Below are 15,092 nucleotides of genomic sequence, written 5' to 3' on the forward strand. Positions count from 1 at the left end.
ATGGCCTCCACCGAGCGACGGGCCGCCCTCACCGACCTGGCCCGTGCGGGCTTCTCCGACCTCGAAGCGTCGTCCGACGCGCTGGATGAACTGAGCTCCCTCACGGGTGTGGATCGTGACGAACTCGTCGAGGGTGCCCGGCGCGCGGCCGACCCCGACGGGGCGGTGCAGTCCTGCGTACGGATCGGTCGGCGCGACGCGGGAGCGGTCCGCTCCGCCCTGACGGATGCGAGCACCGTCCTGTGGTCGCTTCTGGGGGCGTCCTCCGGTTTCGCGGACTTCTTCCTCCGCCATCCCGAGGAGCTCATCCACCTCGTCGGCGCCGGGAACATGCTGCCGTCGCCGCAGAGCATGCGCGAGAGTCTTCTCGACGCAGTAGGAGCGGATGCCGACGGGTTCGCGGCGGCATCCGATGAGTCGGCGTGGGTCGCCCTGCGCGTCCGCTACCGCCGGATCGTCGCCCTCATCGCGGCCTACGACCTCGCGGCAGACGATGCCACCGAGGTGCTCCCCGAGGTCGCAGCCGCCCTCGCCGATGCGGCGGGAGCCGCCCTGGATGCCTCGCTCTGCGCCGCGCGCACGCGGGCAGCTGTGGCGATGTTCCCGCGCGAGCAGGTGGCGGCCACACGCCTGGCGGTCATCGGGATGGGGAAGACCGGCGCGCGCGAGCTGAACTACGTCAGCGACGTCGACGTCATCTTCGTGGGGGGAGTCGCCCAGGGGGCCGAGCTCGCGGAGGGACGCGCCATCGACATCGCTACCCGCCTCGCCACCCTCACGATGCGCGGCATCTCGGACGTCGAGATCGAACCGCCCCTGTGGGAGGTCGACCCCAATCTCCGTCCCGAGGGCAAGCAGGGTGCTCTCGTGCGCACGCTCGACTCGCACCTGTCGTACTACGCGCGGTGGGCCAAGAGCTGGGAGTTCCAGGCCCTCCTCAAAGCCCGCCCGCTCGCGGGGGACCTGGAGCTCGGGGAGCAGTACCGCGCCGCCGTGCAGCCGCAGGTCTGGACGAGCAGCGCGCGAGAGAACTTCGTCGACAGCGTCCAGCGGATGCGCGAGCGGGTGACGGAGCAGATCCCCGCCGACGAGGTCTCCCGTCAGCTGAAGCTCGGACCGGGCGGCATCCGCGACATCGAGTTCACGGTGCAGCTGCTGCAACTCGTCCACGGTCTGGCGGACGAGGGCATCCGTCAGCAGAGCACCCTGGGCGCCCTGGTCGCGCTCGTCGGCGAGGGCTACATCGGGCGGACGGATGCCGCCGCCTTCGGACAGCACTACCGCACCCTGCGCGTGATGGAGCACCGCCTGCAGCTGCGGCGTCTCCAGCGCACGCACCTCATGCCGACCACGGATGACGAGCTGCGGGTCCTGGCCCGGGCGAGCGGCCTCGCGACGGACGCCTCCGGCATCAGTGCCGTGTGGGAGCGCATCAAGATGCAGGTGCGAGAGATCCACATCCGCCTCTTCTACCGCCCGCTCCTGTCGGCTGTCGCGGCACTGCCGGCGGACGAGCAGGGGGCGCTCTCGTCTGCGCAGGCTCACGATCGTCTCGCCGCCATCGGCTTCCGCGACCCGGCGGGAACCCTCCGTCACATCGGGGCGCTGACGAGCGGCCTGAGCCGTAAGGCGACGATCCAGCGGCACCTCATGCCGGTGATGATCCGCTGGTTCGCCGACGGTGTGGACCCGGACTACGGCATGGTGTCGTTCCGTCGGATCAGTGAGCGCCTGGGCGACACGCCCTGGTTCCTGCGCATGCTCCGCGATTCGTCGGGAGCGGCCGAGCGGCTGACGCACGTGTTGTCCGGTTCACGGTACGCCGCGGATCTCATGGAATGGATCCCTGAGGCGGTCGCATGGCTGGACTCGTCGGAGCAGCTGCGTCCGCGATCGGGGTTCGCCCTGCAGCAGGAGGCGCGGGCCATCCAGGCGCGCCATGAGTCGATCGGCGACGCGATGCGCTCGGTGCGGGCGTTGCGACGCCGCGAGCTGCTCCGCCTCGCTCTCGGTGCGCTGCTGGGAGAGCTCACGATCGCCGAACTGGCGGAGGGGCTGACCTCGATCAGCGAGGTGACGATACAGGCGACTCTTCGCGCGGTCTGGCGCGAGGTGGTCCCGCCCGAGGATGACGCGCTCGACTTCGCGGTGATCGCGATGGGGCGTTTCGGCGGCGGTGAGCTCGGGTTCGGATCCGATGCGGACGTCATGTACGTCTACGACCCGAATGGGGTGCCGGCGCAGCGCGCGCATGAGCTGGCGCTGAAGATCGTGCAGGGCCTGCGCACGCACTCCGAAGATCACCGGGCGCCGTTCGACCTCGACGCCGGGCTCCGTCCCGAGGGCCGGAACGGTCCCATGGCGCGGTCGATCGACGCCTATGCGGAGTACTACCGGCGCTGGTCGCTCTCGTGGGAGGCGCAGGCGCTGCTCCGCGCGCGCGGCGTCGCCGGCAGCGTCAAACTGATCGCGAGGTTCATGGCGCTGGCCGATGACCTGCGGTATCCGCTCGACCCGGATCCCCAGGGGCTGCGCGAGATCAAACGCATCAAGGCCCGCGTGGAGAACGAGCGTCTGCCGCAGGGCGTGGACCGGTCGCGTCACCTCAAGCTCGGCCCGGGCGGGTTGAGCGACGTCGAGTGGCTCGTCCAGTTGCTGCAGCTGCAGCACGGCGCGCAGGTCGAAGGACTTCGGACGACGTCCACCACGGCGGCGCTGGCGGCCGCTGAGGGCGCCGGATTGGTTCCGGATGCCGCAGCGGAGCGGCTCGCTGCGGCATGGTGGCTCGCGAGCCGGCTCCGATCGGCGAACACTCTCCTGTCGGGGCAGACGAGTGACGTCCTGCCCAGCGACCGTGGCAAACTCGACGGGATCGGACGACTCCTCGAGTACGAGCCGCGCTCGGCCACCCAGGTGGAGGAGGATTGGTTGCGGACCGCGCGCCGTGCCCGTCGCGCCTTCGAGAATCTCTTCTACGGCTGAGCGCCGACCGACCGAAAGGCTTCACCCCATGTCCGTTGGACTGCTGGCCGTCGTCGACGACATCCTGAGCGCCGCCCTGAAGGCGTCCTCCAAGACAGCCGGCGTCGTCATCGACGACGCCGCCGTGACGCCGCAGTACGTGCAGGGGGTGACGCCCGCACGCGAGCTGCCGATCGTCGGCAAGATCGCGCTGGGTTCGCTCGTCAACAAGTTCCTCATCATCATCCCGATCGCGCTCGTGCTGACGGCATTCGCTCCGGGGGTGCTTCCTTTCCTCCTGATCCTCGGCGGGGCGTTCCTCTGCTTCGAGGGTGCGGAGAAGGTGCTCGAGTGGTTCGGTTTCCACCTCCATGCGGAGGAGGAGGCGGAGCGTGACGAGAAGAAGCTCGTCCTCGGCGCGGTGCGCACCGACCTCATCCTGTCGAGCGAGATCATGCTCATCTCGCTCGACAGCCTCGACGAGGGACTCGGCATCTGGCAGACCCTCGCCATCCTGGCTGTCATCGGGTTCATGATGACCCTGCTCGTCTACGGGGCGGTGGCCCTTCTGGTCAAGATCGACGACATCGGCCTCAGGATGGCCAAGAGCCCGGTCAGACGGGTCCGTCACAACGGTGCCCGCATCGTGCGATCGATGCCGGCGGTGTTCCGGGGGATCAGCATCCTGGGAACGGTCGCGATGCTGTGGGTCGGCGGACACTTGGTCCTCGAGAATGTGGGCAAGGTCGGCTGGCACTGGACCACCGACCTGCTTCACGGTGTCGAGCACTTGCTCGAGGTCGCCGGTCCCGTTGTGGTCTGGATCGGCGAGACGCTGGTCTCCGCGATCGCGGGTCTCCTGCTCGGTTTGCTGATCGTCGGGGTGGTCGTGCTCATCGGTCGGCTTCGTGGCGGCCACCGCGTGGACGGCGAGAAGCGGCCCGCGACCGACCACTGAGCCTGTCAAGGGGCAGGCTCGACGCGATGCGGACGCGTAGCGTCCAGGCATGATGAGCGATCAGAACACCCCGACGGGCGAACCCACCGAGGCCACCGACACGGCACACTCGCAGGACGACCAGATCGATCACGACACGGCCTACAGCCCTGGCAGTGAGACCGAGACGCAGCAGAAGCAGGACGAGCACCTCTCGGACGAGGTCTCGGGCGACATCGACGAGGACCAGGTCCAGGTCGCCCCGGGCACCGGCGGACCCGACGACGTCGGTGAGGTCGACGTCGACCCAAAGGACATCAATCTGCCCGGATTCTGACGTATCGCCGCCTGCCGCCCGGCTTCGGACCGAAGCAGGGCTGAGCCTCGCGGCTCGCGCTCTCCGGCGTCAGGAGTAGTCGTCGTAGTGCGCGCCGAATGGTCGTTCGAGGTCACCGTCGTCTCGCTCGTCGAAGAGCACCGGCTCGCTGGCGACGGAGACGCGACTGTGCGCAGTGATGAGAACGCGGACCTCGCGATTGCCGACGACGGTGAATCGGACGAATCCGCCTCCCGCATGGAGAGCATCCTCGATACGCAGGCTGAGTTCGTCGACGATGTCGCCTTGCGCGAGAGGGAAGGTGGCCTCGTCGATGGAGATCGTCGACCGGATCATCGTCTTCTTCGCGCCCATGAGCGCACGGTAGCGATCCGGGCTGCTCGTGACGGTGGGCATTGACGAGCTGGCGGAATGTCCCTACAACTGCACGACGACGGGCACCGAGCCGAAGTTCTTCTTCACGCGGCGAGATGCCGGCATCGGAGCCGGCCGGCGATCCGTTCGGCTGCACGCCGGTGCCGACTTCGACTTCACGTTCCCGCTCGGCGGCTGTCGGTGGACTGATCGCTCGTGTCGGTGGCTCAGTACTGATCCAGCCCCAGGTGGAGGTCCGGGTCGAACTCGAAGCCCGCCTCGTAAGCGGACGGGTCCGCCGGGCCGTGACTGACGGCTTCAGTGGTCACGACGACCTGAGATGCGGCGGTGATCAGGACGTGGATCGCCGTGCCATCGGGAAGGATCAGTTCGATGAAGTCGCCGCCCGCTCGCACGGCGCTGAGGACCCGCCCGGTCAAGCCCTGGACGGTGTCGTCCTGGGCGAGCTCGAAGCGCTCGTCATTCACCCGGATGACGATGCGGAACAGCGAGTGCGGCTCACTCATTGCGGGATCGTAGCCCCACGGCTCCGGCTCCCGATCGCTCTTGACAAGAGCGGATGTGGCGCGTCCCTGGAGGCGTCAATCGTCGGCGGGTTCGTCGACCGGGCGCAGTCCGCCCGAGCTCGCGGCCAGCTCGGCCAACTCCGTCAACCAGCGCCGGTTGAGCGGACGGTCGAGCGGGCGCTCGAAGCTGAAGTAGAGAGAACTCGCCTTCGAGATCCACACGCTCCCGTATTGGCCGGTGGCTGCGCCGCCCGTGGCGTCGTCGCCGTGCACGGTGGGCTCGTCGCCCCAACTGAACACGAAGCTCTCGTCGCGGCGCAACTTCGTGACGATGACCGATCGCAGGTGATGCAAGGTCCAGTCGTCGATGTTGATGGCGGGCGCGACCCCGTAGATGAGGTGACCCATATCCAGCCTTTCGGGAAGCCGAGTGGCGGGTGACCCGCCGTTGGTTCATCGTACGACGCATCGGCGGTCTTGATGTGACGATGCCTGCAGCATGCGTCCCGTCTCGCTGATGGTAGCGTTCGAGGTGAACTGCTTCCTCTGTGCGCTCGACAGCAAGAACGGATATCCCGATGCCGTACCGCCGTATCGCTGTGCTGGAGAGCTGGCTGACGGAGTACCAGGCGTCTGTCTCCCTGGGTGGCCTCGTTCGTGTCGTACCGCTGGTCGGCGAAGAGGATACGGACATCGGCCTGATCGTGTTTCCCCTCGGTGGAGGCACGACCAGCGTCCACATCGAACCGATCCGTGACGGCGATTCCCGGTGGCGGGTCCATTTCGAACCGCGCGACCACGAGGCGATCATGAGCAGCTCTCAGGTGCACACGATGGCCGCTGAGCTGCAGATGGTCGCGCGACTCTGCGACTTCTTGGAGATGAAGTCCGCCGAGCACCTGGCTAGGGCCGACGGCTAAGCCTCGTCGAGCAGATCGTTCGCCGCAGGTTCGGGCACGTGGCGCAGCCCGCCGGGTGAGTTCGCCGCCGACATCAGCGCCTCCCCCCAGCAAGGGTTGATCCGAGACGGGCGGTGATCCTCGAATCAGCGCTCCTCGTCCCTCACTCGGCAGGGGACGAGAAGAGCCCGCCAGCGCGGACGCTGACGGGCTCTCTCTGGGATTCTGCGGACGACGTCCCGGAATCCCGCGTGATCTGATTACACGCCGAAGTAGAGCTCGTACTCGAAGGGGTGCGGGCGCTGGGCCAGCGGCTGGATCTCGTTCTCGATCTTGTACTCGATCCACGTCTCGATGAGCTCGGGCGTGAAGACGTTGCCCCGGGTCAGGAACTCGTGGTCCGCGCGCAGCGCCTCGAGCGAGTCAAGCAGCGAGTTCGGCACCTGCGGGATGCCCTTGGCCTCCTCGGGCGGGAGCTCGTAGAGGTCCTTGTCGACGGGCTCGTGGGGCTCGATGCGGTTGATGATGCCGTCGATGCCGGCCATCAGCTGCGCGGCGAACGCGAGGTACGGGTTGCCCGAGGCATCCGGCGCGCGGAACTCGATGCGCTTGGCCTTGGGGTTCGAGCCGGTGATCGGGATGCGGATGGCGGCCGAGCGGTTACCCGCCGAGTACACCAGGTTGACCGGAGCCTCGAAGCCCTTCACCAGGCGGTGGTAGCTGTTGAGGGTCGGGTTGGTGAAGGCCAGCACCGCCGGAGCGTGGGCCAGGATGCCGCCGATGTACCAGCGGGCGATGTCCGAGAGCCCGCCGTAGCCCTTCTCGTCGTAGAAGAGCGGCTCGCCGCCGTTCCACAGCGACTGGTGGGTGTGCATGCCGGAGCCGTTGTCACCGAAGAGCGGCTTGGGCATGAAGGTCGCGACCTTGCCCCACTCCTCGGCGGTGTTCTTGACGATGTACTTGAACTTCAGGATGTCGTCCGCCGCGTGGACCATGGTGTCGAAGCGGTAGTTGATCTCCGCCTGGCCGCCGGTGCCCACCTCGTGGTGCGCACGCTCGAGCTTGAGGCCGGCCTCGATGAGCTTGAGCGAGATGTCGTCGCGCAGGTCGGCCTGCTTGTCGACGGGGGAGACGGGGAAGTAGCCGCCCTTGTACGGGGTCTTGTTGGCGAGGTTGCCGCCCTCTTCGACGCGACCGGTGTTCCAGGCGCCTTCCTCGGAGTCGACGAAGTAGAAGCTCTGGTTCTGCTTCACGTCGTAGCGGACGTCGTCGAAGATGTAGAACTCGGCCTCGGGGGCGAAGAACGCGGTGTCGGCGATGCCGGTCGACGCGAGGAACTTCTCGGCCTTCTTTGCGACCTGGCGCGGGTCCTTGGCGTAGATCTCGCCGGTGCGCGGGTTGTAGATGTCGAAGACCATGATCAGCGTCTTCGCCTCGCGGAACGGGTCCAGGTAGGCGGTGGTGACATCCGGGATCAGCTGCATGTCCGACTCGTGGATGTTCGCGAAGCCGCGGATCGAGGAGCCGTCGAAGAGCTGGCCGACCGTGAAGAACTCCTCGTCAACGGTCGAGGCCGGGATGTTGAAGTGCTGCTGCACACCAGGAAGATCCGTGAAACGGATGTCGAGGAACTTGACGTCCTCGTCCTTGATGAACGCGAGCACCTCGGAAGAATCTTTGAACATGGAGTCTCCAAGATCGGGTGCGATGTCGTCGCCTGTCGGATCAGGCGCCCCTCGAACCTATCGGGACGCAGTTGCCCGGCAGTGTCCCCGATGTTTCGGGGATGTTACGTGCCCCGGATTACGCTGAGACCGTGTCATCGACTCTGCCCGACTATCCCGGCGAGCGGCTGGGCCGCCCCGCCACCGGCCGCGGCAGCATCGGCCGTCCCGGTCGCCGTATCGGGGCCCTGTTCATCGACTACGCCGCGGCGACGATCCTGGCGACCGCGTTCTTCGGGTACGACCAGTTCGCGCTTCCCGAGCAGGCGGGCTGGACCCTCTTCGCGCCGATGATCGTGTTCGCCGCTCTGCAGATCGTCTTCATCCCGACCATCGGCGGAAGCCCGGGACACCGAATCCTCGGGATGCGGGTCGAGCTCGTCCGCGGTGGGTGGCCGGGCCTCTGGCGACCCATCGTCCGCACTGCGTTGCTGCTGGTCGTCGTGCCGGCGGTCATCTGGGACGCCGATCAGCGCGGACTCCACGACAAGGCCGTCGGAACGGTCCTCGTCAGAAGCTGACCGCGGTCCTACCGGGGTCGCGGAGCGCGCGCACGCGTCGGGTCGATGCCCTTCGGGATCGGCAACGACGTCACCGACTGAGACACCGAGTCGATGCGCTTGACGACGGCGGCGAGCGTCGCGCGGTCGACCGTTTTGGGCAGCGACTTGATCGTCTTGGCGAGCTTCGAGATGTGGACGTCGTCATCGCCGTCGCCGACGTAGAGCACCTCGATGTTGACGCCGGAGGCGACCCGGGCGACCTTCTTCTTCTCGTCGTTCACGAGACGCGTCAGGCGGCCGCGCGCGCCCTCGCCGATGATGACGACGCCGCCGCGCCCGACGGCGCGATAGACGGCATCCTGTGTGCGCGGGTTGACGCCGACGGGCATGTCCGACGTGACCCAGCTGCGGCCGAGGCCGGTGGAGAGGATGTGGCCCGTGGCACCCGGCATCCCGTCGAGCTTCTTGTACATGACCCGTGTGGAAAGTCGCGTGAGCAGGATCATCGCGAAGAGGATGCCCAGGAGCACGCCGCTGACGCCCCAGAGGATGACGCTCCAGATCTGCACGGGCGGGATGAGGAACCCGATGCCCACGCCCAGCAGGACACCCACGAGCAGAGCGCCGATGAGAGCCCACGGCAGCCACCTGAACTCGCTCCGGGTGAAGGTGTAGAGCGAGCGGATCTGCGAGAAGAAACCGGGGCGCTTCTCAGGTGCGGTACTGCGGGATGCCATGTGCTCAGCCTACCTTCGCGACCCGGCGACTTCTTCACACGTCATCGCCGCTCGGCCGCTTTCCACCACCCGCCGCGTGTGCGCTGACGTCGGCGCGAACCCGCCGAGAGTAGGCGGATGGATCCCATTGCTCTGGCTGTCCCGCCGGCATTGCGCGAGGTGACGGCGACGGACGCCCCGTTCGCCGGGGTGCTGCGCGCCGGCAACCCGCCCACCGTCTGGGTCGATGCCGATGTCTTCTCGAACTCACCCGCGTGGGCGACCGACGGTGCCGAACACCTCCTGACGCCGCTGGATGCCGCAGCGACGCCGGACGGCCCCGTCGTCCTCCTTCCTCACTGTCCTGCTCGGCTCCGCGAGGTGCTGGGTGCCGGCGACGTCGCGCCGGGCGCACTCGTCACGCTGGCCGTGAGCGCTCTGCGCGGCGCCGCCGAGGCGGACAAGCTGCGCGCGACAGCGGGATGCTGGTGGGTGACCGCGGACGGCAGACCCGTCCTCGCCCTGACCGGCACGGTGGGCTGGCGCGAAGACACGATCGCGATGCTCAGAACCGCCGATGCCCAGGACCACGCGCTGCGGCGCGCACTCGACAGCGCCGCTGATGCGATCGACGATCCGCGGCTGCTGCGGGTGGACGGCGAGGCGATCGAGAACGCGCTCTTCGCAGCGGCCGATCCGGAACCGATTCCGACGGAGCGTTCGCCGGAGCAGGTCGTGCCGCAGCGCCGCGAGCGGGTCACCGCGCCGCCAGTCGGCAGCCGCGGTGTCAGCGGTTTCGTGAACGACCTGCTCGCTCGGTTCGTCGACGCGGGGGTCGCCGACAGGATCAGCCGAGCGTGGGGCTCGGTTGTCGACCGGCCCCGGCGTAAGGGACCGGCCGACGGACGGCAGGGTCGTGCGTCCGCGTCGGGTCGGCGCCGAGCCGTCGTGGTGGCCGCCGCGGTGGCGACCGTCGTGATCGTCGTCGGGGTGCTCTGGCCCTCGGGTGACGCAGACGGACCGGCCGCAGCCATCACGGGATCCGTCGGACACACGGCGCCGCCGCGGGCGTCGGCATCCGCTGCTGAGACACCGGCGGTCGAGGTCGCACAGCCGGATGCAGGGTCCGAGGACGAAGGACCGCAGGAGATCGTCGATGCGGCGCGGATGCTGCTGGGTAACCTCGCGCGGTGCGATGACCGGCCATGCCGTGCCCAGTGGTGGGAGGATCCTGCCGCAGCAGGATCGATCGCAGCGGCCGACGCGGACTACGCCGTCGAGGTCGTCGACGAGTACGGCGGCGCGGCAGCGGTGCGGATCGTCGCGCCGGAGGTGACCCAGGTGCTCGTCATGGTGCGGGTGGAAAAGCGATGGCTGGTCCGCGAGGTGTACGACCTCGCGGACCAGCCATGATCCCTGTGGGGGAGTGTCAGGCGCCGAGCTGACCCTCGAACTGCGCGGCCTCGAGACGGGCCTTCACTGCGCCGAGGAAGCGGGCGGCGTCGGCGCCGTCGATGACGCGGTGGTCGTAGGACAGCGCCAGGTAGACGTACGAGCGGACGCTGATCGCTTCCTTGCCGTCGACCGTCACGACGCCGGGGCGCTTCACGACGACACCCGTGCCGAGGATGGCCGACTGCGGCAGGAAGACCACCGGCGTGTCGAACAGTGCGCCACGCGAACCGGTGTTGGTCAGCGTGAACGTACCGCCGGCGAGCTCGTCCGGCTTCAGCTTGTTGTTGCGGGTGCGGTCGGCGAGATCGGCGATCTCGTGAGCGATCTGGGCGATGTCCTTGTCGCCGGCGTCGCGCAGGACGGGGGTCAGGAGACCCCGCTCGGTGTCGACCGCGATCGAGACGTTCTCACTCGCCGGGTAGACGATCTGGTCGCCGTCGACGGTCGCGTTGATGATCGGGAACGCCTTGAGGGCCTCCGCGGCCGCCAGCGCGAAGAACGGCAGGAACGACAGCTTGTCGCCGGTCTTCTCGAGGAACGAGTTCTTCACGGAGTCGCGGTAGTTCGCGAGCTTCGTGACGTCCACCTCCACGACCGTGGTGAGCTGAGCGGTCTGCTGCATCGACTCGACGGCGCGGCTGGCGAGCACCTTGCGCAGACGCGACATGGCCTGCGTCGTCCCGCGCAGCGGCGAGACCTCGAGCGGTGCGGGCGCAGCGGCCGGCGCCGGTGCGGGTGCAGCCTCGGCCTTGGGCGCCTCGGCGGCCTTCAGCACGTCCTCCTTGCGGATGCGTCCGCCGACACCGCTGCCGCGGACCGACGAGAGGTCGACGCCGTGCTGCTGGGCGAGCTTGCGGACCAGGGGGGTCACGTAGGTGACGCCGTCCTCGTCGGAGGCACTCTCGGCGGCAGGTGCGGGCTGCTCGACCTTGGGCTCTTCAGCCTTCGGCTCCTCGGCCTTGGGCTGCTCGGCCTTCGGCTCCTCGGCCTTGGGCTCTTCGGCCTTCGCCTGCTCGGCCTTGGGTGCCTCGGTCTGCGGCTGCTCGGCCTGGGGCTCCTCAGCGGCGGGGGCGGGAGCCGCAGCGGCACCGGAGCCGACGCGGGCCAGGACGGCACCGACCTCGACGGTCTCGTCCTCCTGGACCAGGATCTCGGTCAGGGTGCCGGCGATCGGCGAGGGGATCTCGGTGTCGACCTTGTCGGTCGAGATCTCGAGGAGCGGCTCGTCGACGGCGACGTCGTCACCGACCTGCTTCAGCCAACGGGTGACGGTGCCTTCCGTGACGCTCTCGCCGAGTTCGGGGAGAACGACGTCCTTCGCGTCGCCGGATGCGGCGGGTGCCGGCGCGGACTCCGCGGGGGCTTCCTGAGCGGCGGGCTCCGACGGTGTCGACTCCTCCGCTGCGGGCTCCGGAGCGGGCTCCTCTGCGGGTGCCGACTGCTCCGGCGCGGACTCGGACGGCGCGGACGAGCCGTCACCGATCTTCGCGAGGACGGCGCCGATCTCGACGGTCTCGTCCTCCTGGACGAGGATCTCCTCGATCACGCCGCTCACCGGCGAGGGGATCTCGGTGTCGACCTTGTCGGTCGAGATCTCCAGGAGACCCTCATCGGCCTGGACGGAATCACCGACCTTCTTGAGCCAGCGGGTGACCGTTCCCTCAGTGACGCTCTCACCGAGCGCGGGGAGGACCACGGATGTGCTCATGACTGTGTCTCCTTCAAGAAAGTGCGATGTGCTGTCTAGCTTAGTGTCGCCCGTGCGACGGGGTCAGATGGTATGGAGGGGCTTGCCCGCGAGGGCGAGGAACGCCTCGCCGAGGGCTTCGCTCTGCGTGGGGTGCGCGTGGACGAACGGAGCGATGTCCTCCGGATGTGCTTCCCACCCGATCGCGAGCTGCCCCTCGGTGATGAGTTCGCCGACGCGGTCGCCGACGAGGTGCACGCCGATGACGGGACCGTCGACCACGCGGACGATCTTCGCGAACCCCGCGGTGCCCAGGATCTCGCTCTTCGCATTGCCCGCGAGGTTGAACTCGTACGTCGCGACACGATCGCCGTGCGCCTCGCGTGCCTGGGCCTCGGTGAGGCCCACCGAGGCGACTTCCGGGTGCGAGTAGGCGACACGCGGGATGGTCGATTCCGGCACGGCCACCGGTGTGAGCCCGGCGATCTGCTCCGCCACGAAGATCCCCTGCTGGAAGCTGCGGTGGGCGAGCTGAAGTCCGGGCACGATGTCGCCGACAGCCCAGACGTGGGCGGCCGACGTCTGCAGGTGGTCGTCGACGACCACGAAACCGCGGTCGCGGCGGACGCCCGCTTCGTCCAGCCCGAGCCCGTCCGTGACGGGACCCCGGCCGACGGCGACGAGGACGTAGTCCGCCTGCACCACCTGTCCGTCAGACAGCGTGACGGCGACGCCGTCCTCGCGCTGCTCGACACCCTCGCAACGCGTCGACAGGGCCGCTCGGATGCCGCGCTTGCGGTACGCGCGCTCGAGCGCCTTGCTCGAGGCCGCGTCCTCCGCGGGCAGGAGCCGATCGAGCGCCTCGACGATGAGGACATCGGTTCCCAGCGACCGCCAGGCACTCGCGAACTCGACCCCGATGACGCCGCCGCCGAGGACGACGACGCTGTTCGGGACGGTCTCGAGCGTCAGTGCCGTCTCGCTCGTGAGGACACGACCGCCGATCTCGATGCCGGGCAGCGACCGTGTCTGCGAGCCCGTGGCGAGGACCACGTCCGTGCCGGCGTACTCGTCACCGCTCACGACGACGGTTCGGTCGGCGGTCAGGAGACCCGCGCCCGTGACGACCGTGATCCCGCGCGATGACAGCAGACTCTGCAGGCCGCGGTACTTCTTCGCGACGATGCCCTCGCGGTAGGCGGCCATCCGGGCCGCGTCGAATCCCGTCAGCGACGCGTCGACACCCACCGAGGCAGCCTCACGGACGTGATCCGCGATCTCGGCGGTGTGAAGCAGTGCCTTCGTGGGGACGCATCCGCGGTGCAGGCAGGTCCCCCCCACCTTGTCCTTCTCGATGAGAGCGACCTTCTTGCCGAGCTCGCTCGCCCGGATCGCTGCCGCGTACCCCCCGCTCCCGCCGCCGAGGACGACGAGGTCGAATTCGTGGCGGCTCATCGGGTCTCCGCCTCGAGGAAGGCGAGCAGCGACCGGACGGTCGCGGCGGTGGGGCCCTTGTCCGTCGGGCCGAACGGCGCCGCCTTGTTCTCTCCGCTGCCGGCGATGTCGAGGTGCACCCAGGGGATCCGCGGGGCGTCGGCATCCTCCCCGGCGCGTCCCACGAAGCGGCGCAGGAACAGGCCCGCGAACATCGTGCCGCCCGCCGGGTCGCCGACCTTGGCGTTCCGGAGGTCGGCGATGGGGGAGTCGAGTTCGTCCTCCATGTGGTCGGGGAGGGGCAGCTGCCATGCCGCCTCGCCGACCGACGCCGCAGCCTCGAGGTAGCGGGCCACGGTCGCATCGTCGCCCATGACACCGGTGTGCCGGTTGCCGAGGGCGACGATGACGGCGCCCGTCAGCGTCGCGATGTCGACGATGACGTCGGGGTGGGTTCTGCTCGCGGCGACGAGTCCATCGGCCATGACGAGGCGACCCTCGGCATCCGTGTTCAGCACTTCGACGGTCTGGCCGTCGAGCATCCGCAGCACGTCACCGGGACGCGTCGCGCGACCGGAGGGCATGTTGTCGGCGATGCACATCCACGCGGTCACGGCCACCGGCAACTCCTGCTGGGCGGCGGCCCGCACCACCGCGAGCGCGGTCGCCGCGCCCGCCATGTCGAACTTCATACCCACCATGGACGCCGGGGGCTTCAGTGACAGGCCGCCGGTGTCGAACGTGATGCCCTTGCCCACCAGTGCGATGTGACGGGCGGCGTTTCCGGGTGCGTAGCTGAGGCGCACCAGCCGCGGCGGCCGGTCGGACCCCTTGCCGACACCCAGGATGCCGCCGTAGCCCTGCGCCTCGAGCTCCGCCTCGTCGAGCACCTCGACGTCGACGGGGAGGCCCGCCACCGCCTCGATGGCTCGTTCGGCGAGGTCAGCGGGGCCCAGCCATTCGGCGGGGATGTTCACGAGGTCCTTCACGAGGGCGACGGCGGAGCCGACGACGTCGACCGCGTGCAGCTCGGCGTCGGCGACCTCGGCGTCGAGATGCAGGACCACCTGCGACGCGCGGGCCTTCGCGGCGTCGGACGACTTGTAGCCCGCGAAGCGGTATCCCCCCAGGACGGCGCCCTCCGCGGCGGCGCGCCAGTGCTTTTCGGCGTACGGGATCGCGACGGCGAGTCGCGTGTGACCCGTCGTCGTGCGGACCGCCGCGCCGACGGCATCCCGCACCGCGTCGGGGGAGGGGGCGGCGCCCGTGCCGACGACGAAGAGGGGGACGTCCGTGGAGGCGGGTGCGAAGACCCGCGTCGTCGTGCCCACGGCTCCGGTGAAGCCGACGCCGCGGAGCACCTCCTCGACGCCGGGCCAGTCGGCGAGGACTGCGGATGCCTCGTCGAGCGGAGGGAGGACCAGGACGATCGCGTCGGCGTCGCCGTCGCGTGCAGAAGAGGTGGACACGGTCAGCTCGGGGTACGGCATGGTCTCCATCCTATGGACGGGTGCGTTCGCTCAGAGCGGGACGGTGGGCGCGCCGAGCCCTCGGGACG

Annotated in this window: 14 protein-coding genes; 6 read left to right on the plus strand and 8 right to left on the minus strand. The window is 69.0% G+C overall.

Features of this window, described 5'->3' with window-relative positions; genetic code table 11:
- From M3190_RS09285 to M3190_RS09295, 3 genes are read left to right on the plus strand one after another with little or no spacing between them, the layout of a single operon-like run.
- Positions 1-2,982, plus strand: a complete 2,982-nt coding sequence (locus M3190_RS09285; RefSeq protein WP_251580680.1) for a bifunctional [glutamine synthetase] adenylyltransferase/[glutamine synthetase]-adenylyl-L-tyrosine phosphorylase — start codon at positions 1-3, stop codon at positions 2,980-2,982.
- Positions 2,983-3,010: 28 nt separating this feature from the next.
- Entirely contained in the window at positions 3,011-3,919 is a 909-nt protein-coding gene (locus M3190_RS09290; protein ID WP_251580681.1) for a DUF808 domain-containing protein, read from the plus strand.
- A 52-nt stretch (positions 3,920-3,971) separates the two neighbouring features.
- Positions 3,972-4,235 (plus strand): hypothetical protein, encoded by a 264-nt coding sequence (locus M3190_RS09295; RefSeq protein ID WP_251580682.1) that lies wholly within the window; start codon positions 3,972-3,974, stop codon positions 4,233-4,235.
- A 69-nt stretch (positions 4,236-4,304) separates the two neighbouring features.
- On the opposite strand, the gene M3190_RS09300 is transcribed toward M3190_RS09295, so the two are convergent.
- The 3 genes from M3190_RS09300 to M3190_RS09310 form a co-directional block, all read right to left on the minus strand.
- On the minus strand, positions 4,305-4,589 hold the full coding sequence (locus M3190_RS09300; RefSeq protein WP_251580683.1) for a hypothetical protein: 285 nt from the start codon (positions 4,587-4,589) through the stop codon (positions 4,305-4,307).
- A 227-nt stretch (positions 4,590-4,816) separates the two neighbouring features.
- Positions 4,817-5,116 (minus strand): hypothetical protein, encoded by a 300-nt coding sequence (locus M3190_RS09305; RefSeq protein WP_251580684.1) that lies wholly within the window; start codon positions 5,114-5,116, stop codon positions 4,817-4,819.
- A gap of 75 nt (positions 5,117-5,191) precedes the next feature.
- Complete coding sequence (locus M3190_RS09310; protein ID WP_251580685.1) at positions 5,192-5,524, minus strand: DUF7882 family protein; 333 nt, start codon at positions 5,522-5,524, stop codon at positions 5,192-5,194.
- A gap of 170 nt (positions 5,525-5,694) precedes the next feature.
- Between M3190_RS09310 and M3190_RS09315 the strand changes: the two genes are divergently transcribed.
- Positions 5,695-6,036 carry a hypothetical protein gene (locus M3190_RS09315; RefSeq protein ID WP_251580686.1) on the plus strand — a complete coding sequence of 114 codons (342 nt, stop codon included), beginning with the start codon at positions 5,695-5,697 and terminating at the stop codon, positions 6,034-6,036.
- 239 nt (positions 6,037-6,275) lie between these two features.
- Here M3190_RS09315 and glnA read toward each other — a convergent pair whose 3' ends face one another.
- Positions 6,276-7,700, minus strand: a complete 1,425-nt coding sequence (gene glnA, locus M3190_RS09320) for a type I glutamate--ammonia ligase (protein WP_251580687.1) — start codon at positions 7,698-7,700, stop codon at positions 6,276-6,278.
- A 101-nt stretch (positions 7,701-7,801) separates the two neighbouring features.
- Between glnA and M3190_RS09325 the strand changes: the two genes are divergently transcribed.
- A complete protein-coding gene (locus M3190_RS09325; protein WP_251580688.1) occupies positions 7,802-8,260 on the plus strand; it encodes an RDD family protein in 459 nt (152 codons plus the stop codon).
- Positions 8,261-8,268: 8 nt separating this feature from the next.
- On the opposite strand, the gene M3190_RS09330 is transcribed toward M3190_RS09325, so the two are convergent.
- A complete protein-coding gene (locus M3190_RS09330; RefSeq protein ID WP_251580689.1) occupies positions 8,269-8,979 on the minus strand; it encodes a DUF4191 domain-containing protein in 711 nt (236 codons plus the stop codon).
- 117 nt (positions 8,980-9,096) lie between these two features.
- Here M3190_RS09330 and M3190_RS09335 point away from each other — a divergent pair, with 117 nt between their 5' ends.
- The gene (locus M3190_RS09335; RefSeq protein WP_251580690.1) at positions 9,097-10,371 is read left to right on the plus strand and encodes a hypothetical protein; all 1,275 of its coding nucleotides are present in this window, start codon (positions 9,097-9,099) and stop codon (positions 10,369-10,371) included.
- A 16-nt stretch (positions 10,372-10,387) separates the two neighbouring features.
- Here the strand turns inward: M3190_RS09335 and sucB are convergent, their stop codons facing one another.
- The 3 genes from sucB to M3190_RS09350 all read right to left on the minus strand — a co-directional run bounded on the left by sucB (position 10,388) and on the right by M3190_RS09350 (position 15,024).
- Positions 10,388-12,121: a 2-oxoglutarate dehydrogenase, E2 component, dihydrolipoamide succinyltransferase gene (gene sucB, locus M3190_RS09340; RefSeq protein ID WP_251580691.1), complete on the minus strand. Its 1,734-nt coding sequence runs from the start codon at positions 12,119-12,121 to the stop codon at positions 10,388-10,390.
- A gap of 63 nt (positions 12,122-12,184) precedes the next feature.
- Complete coding sequence (gene lpdA, locus M3190_RS09345; protein ID WP_251580692.1) at positions 12,185-13,555, minus strand: dihydrolipoyl dehydrogenase; 1,371 nt, start codon at positions 13,553-13,555, stop codon at positions 12,185-12,187.
- Complete coding sequence (locus tag M3190_RS09350; protein WP_251580693.1) at positions 13,552-15,024, minus strand: leucyl aminopeptidase; 1,473 nt, start codon at positions 15,022-15,024, stop codon at positions 13,552-13,554. The genes lpdA and M3190_RS09350 overlap by 4 nt, the downstream gene beginning before the upstream one ends.
- Positions 15,025-15,092 lie beyond the last annotated feature (68 nt).

The organism is Microbacterium oleivorans, assembly GCF_023715745.1.
GTDB classification, from domain to species: Bacteria; Actinomycetota; Actinomycetes; order Actinomycetales; family Microbacteriaceae; genus Microbacterium; species Microbacterium oleivorans_D.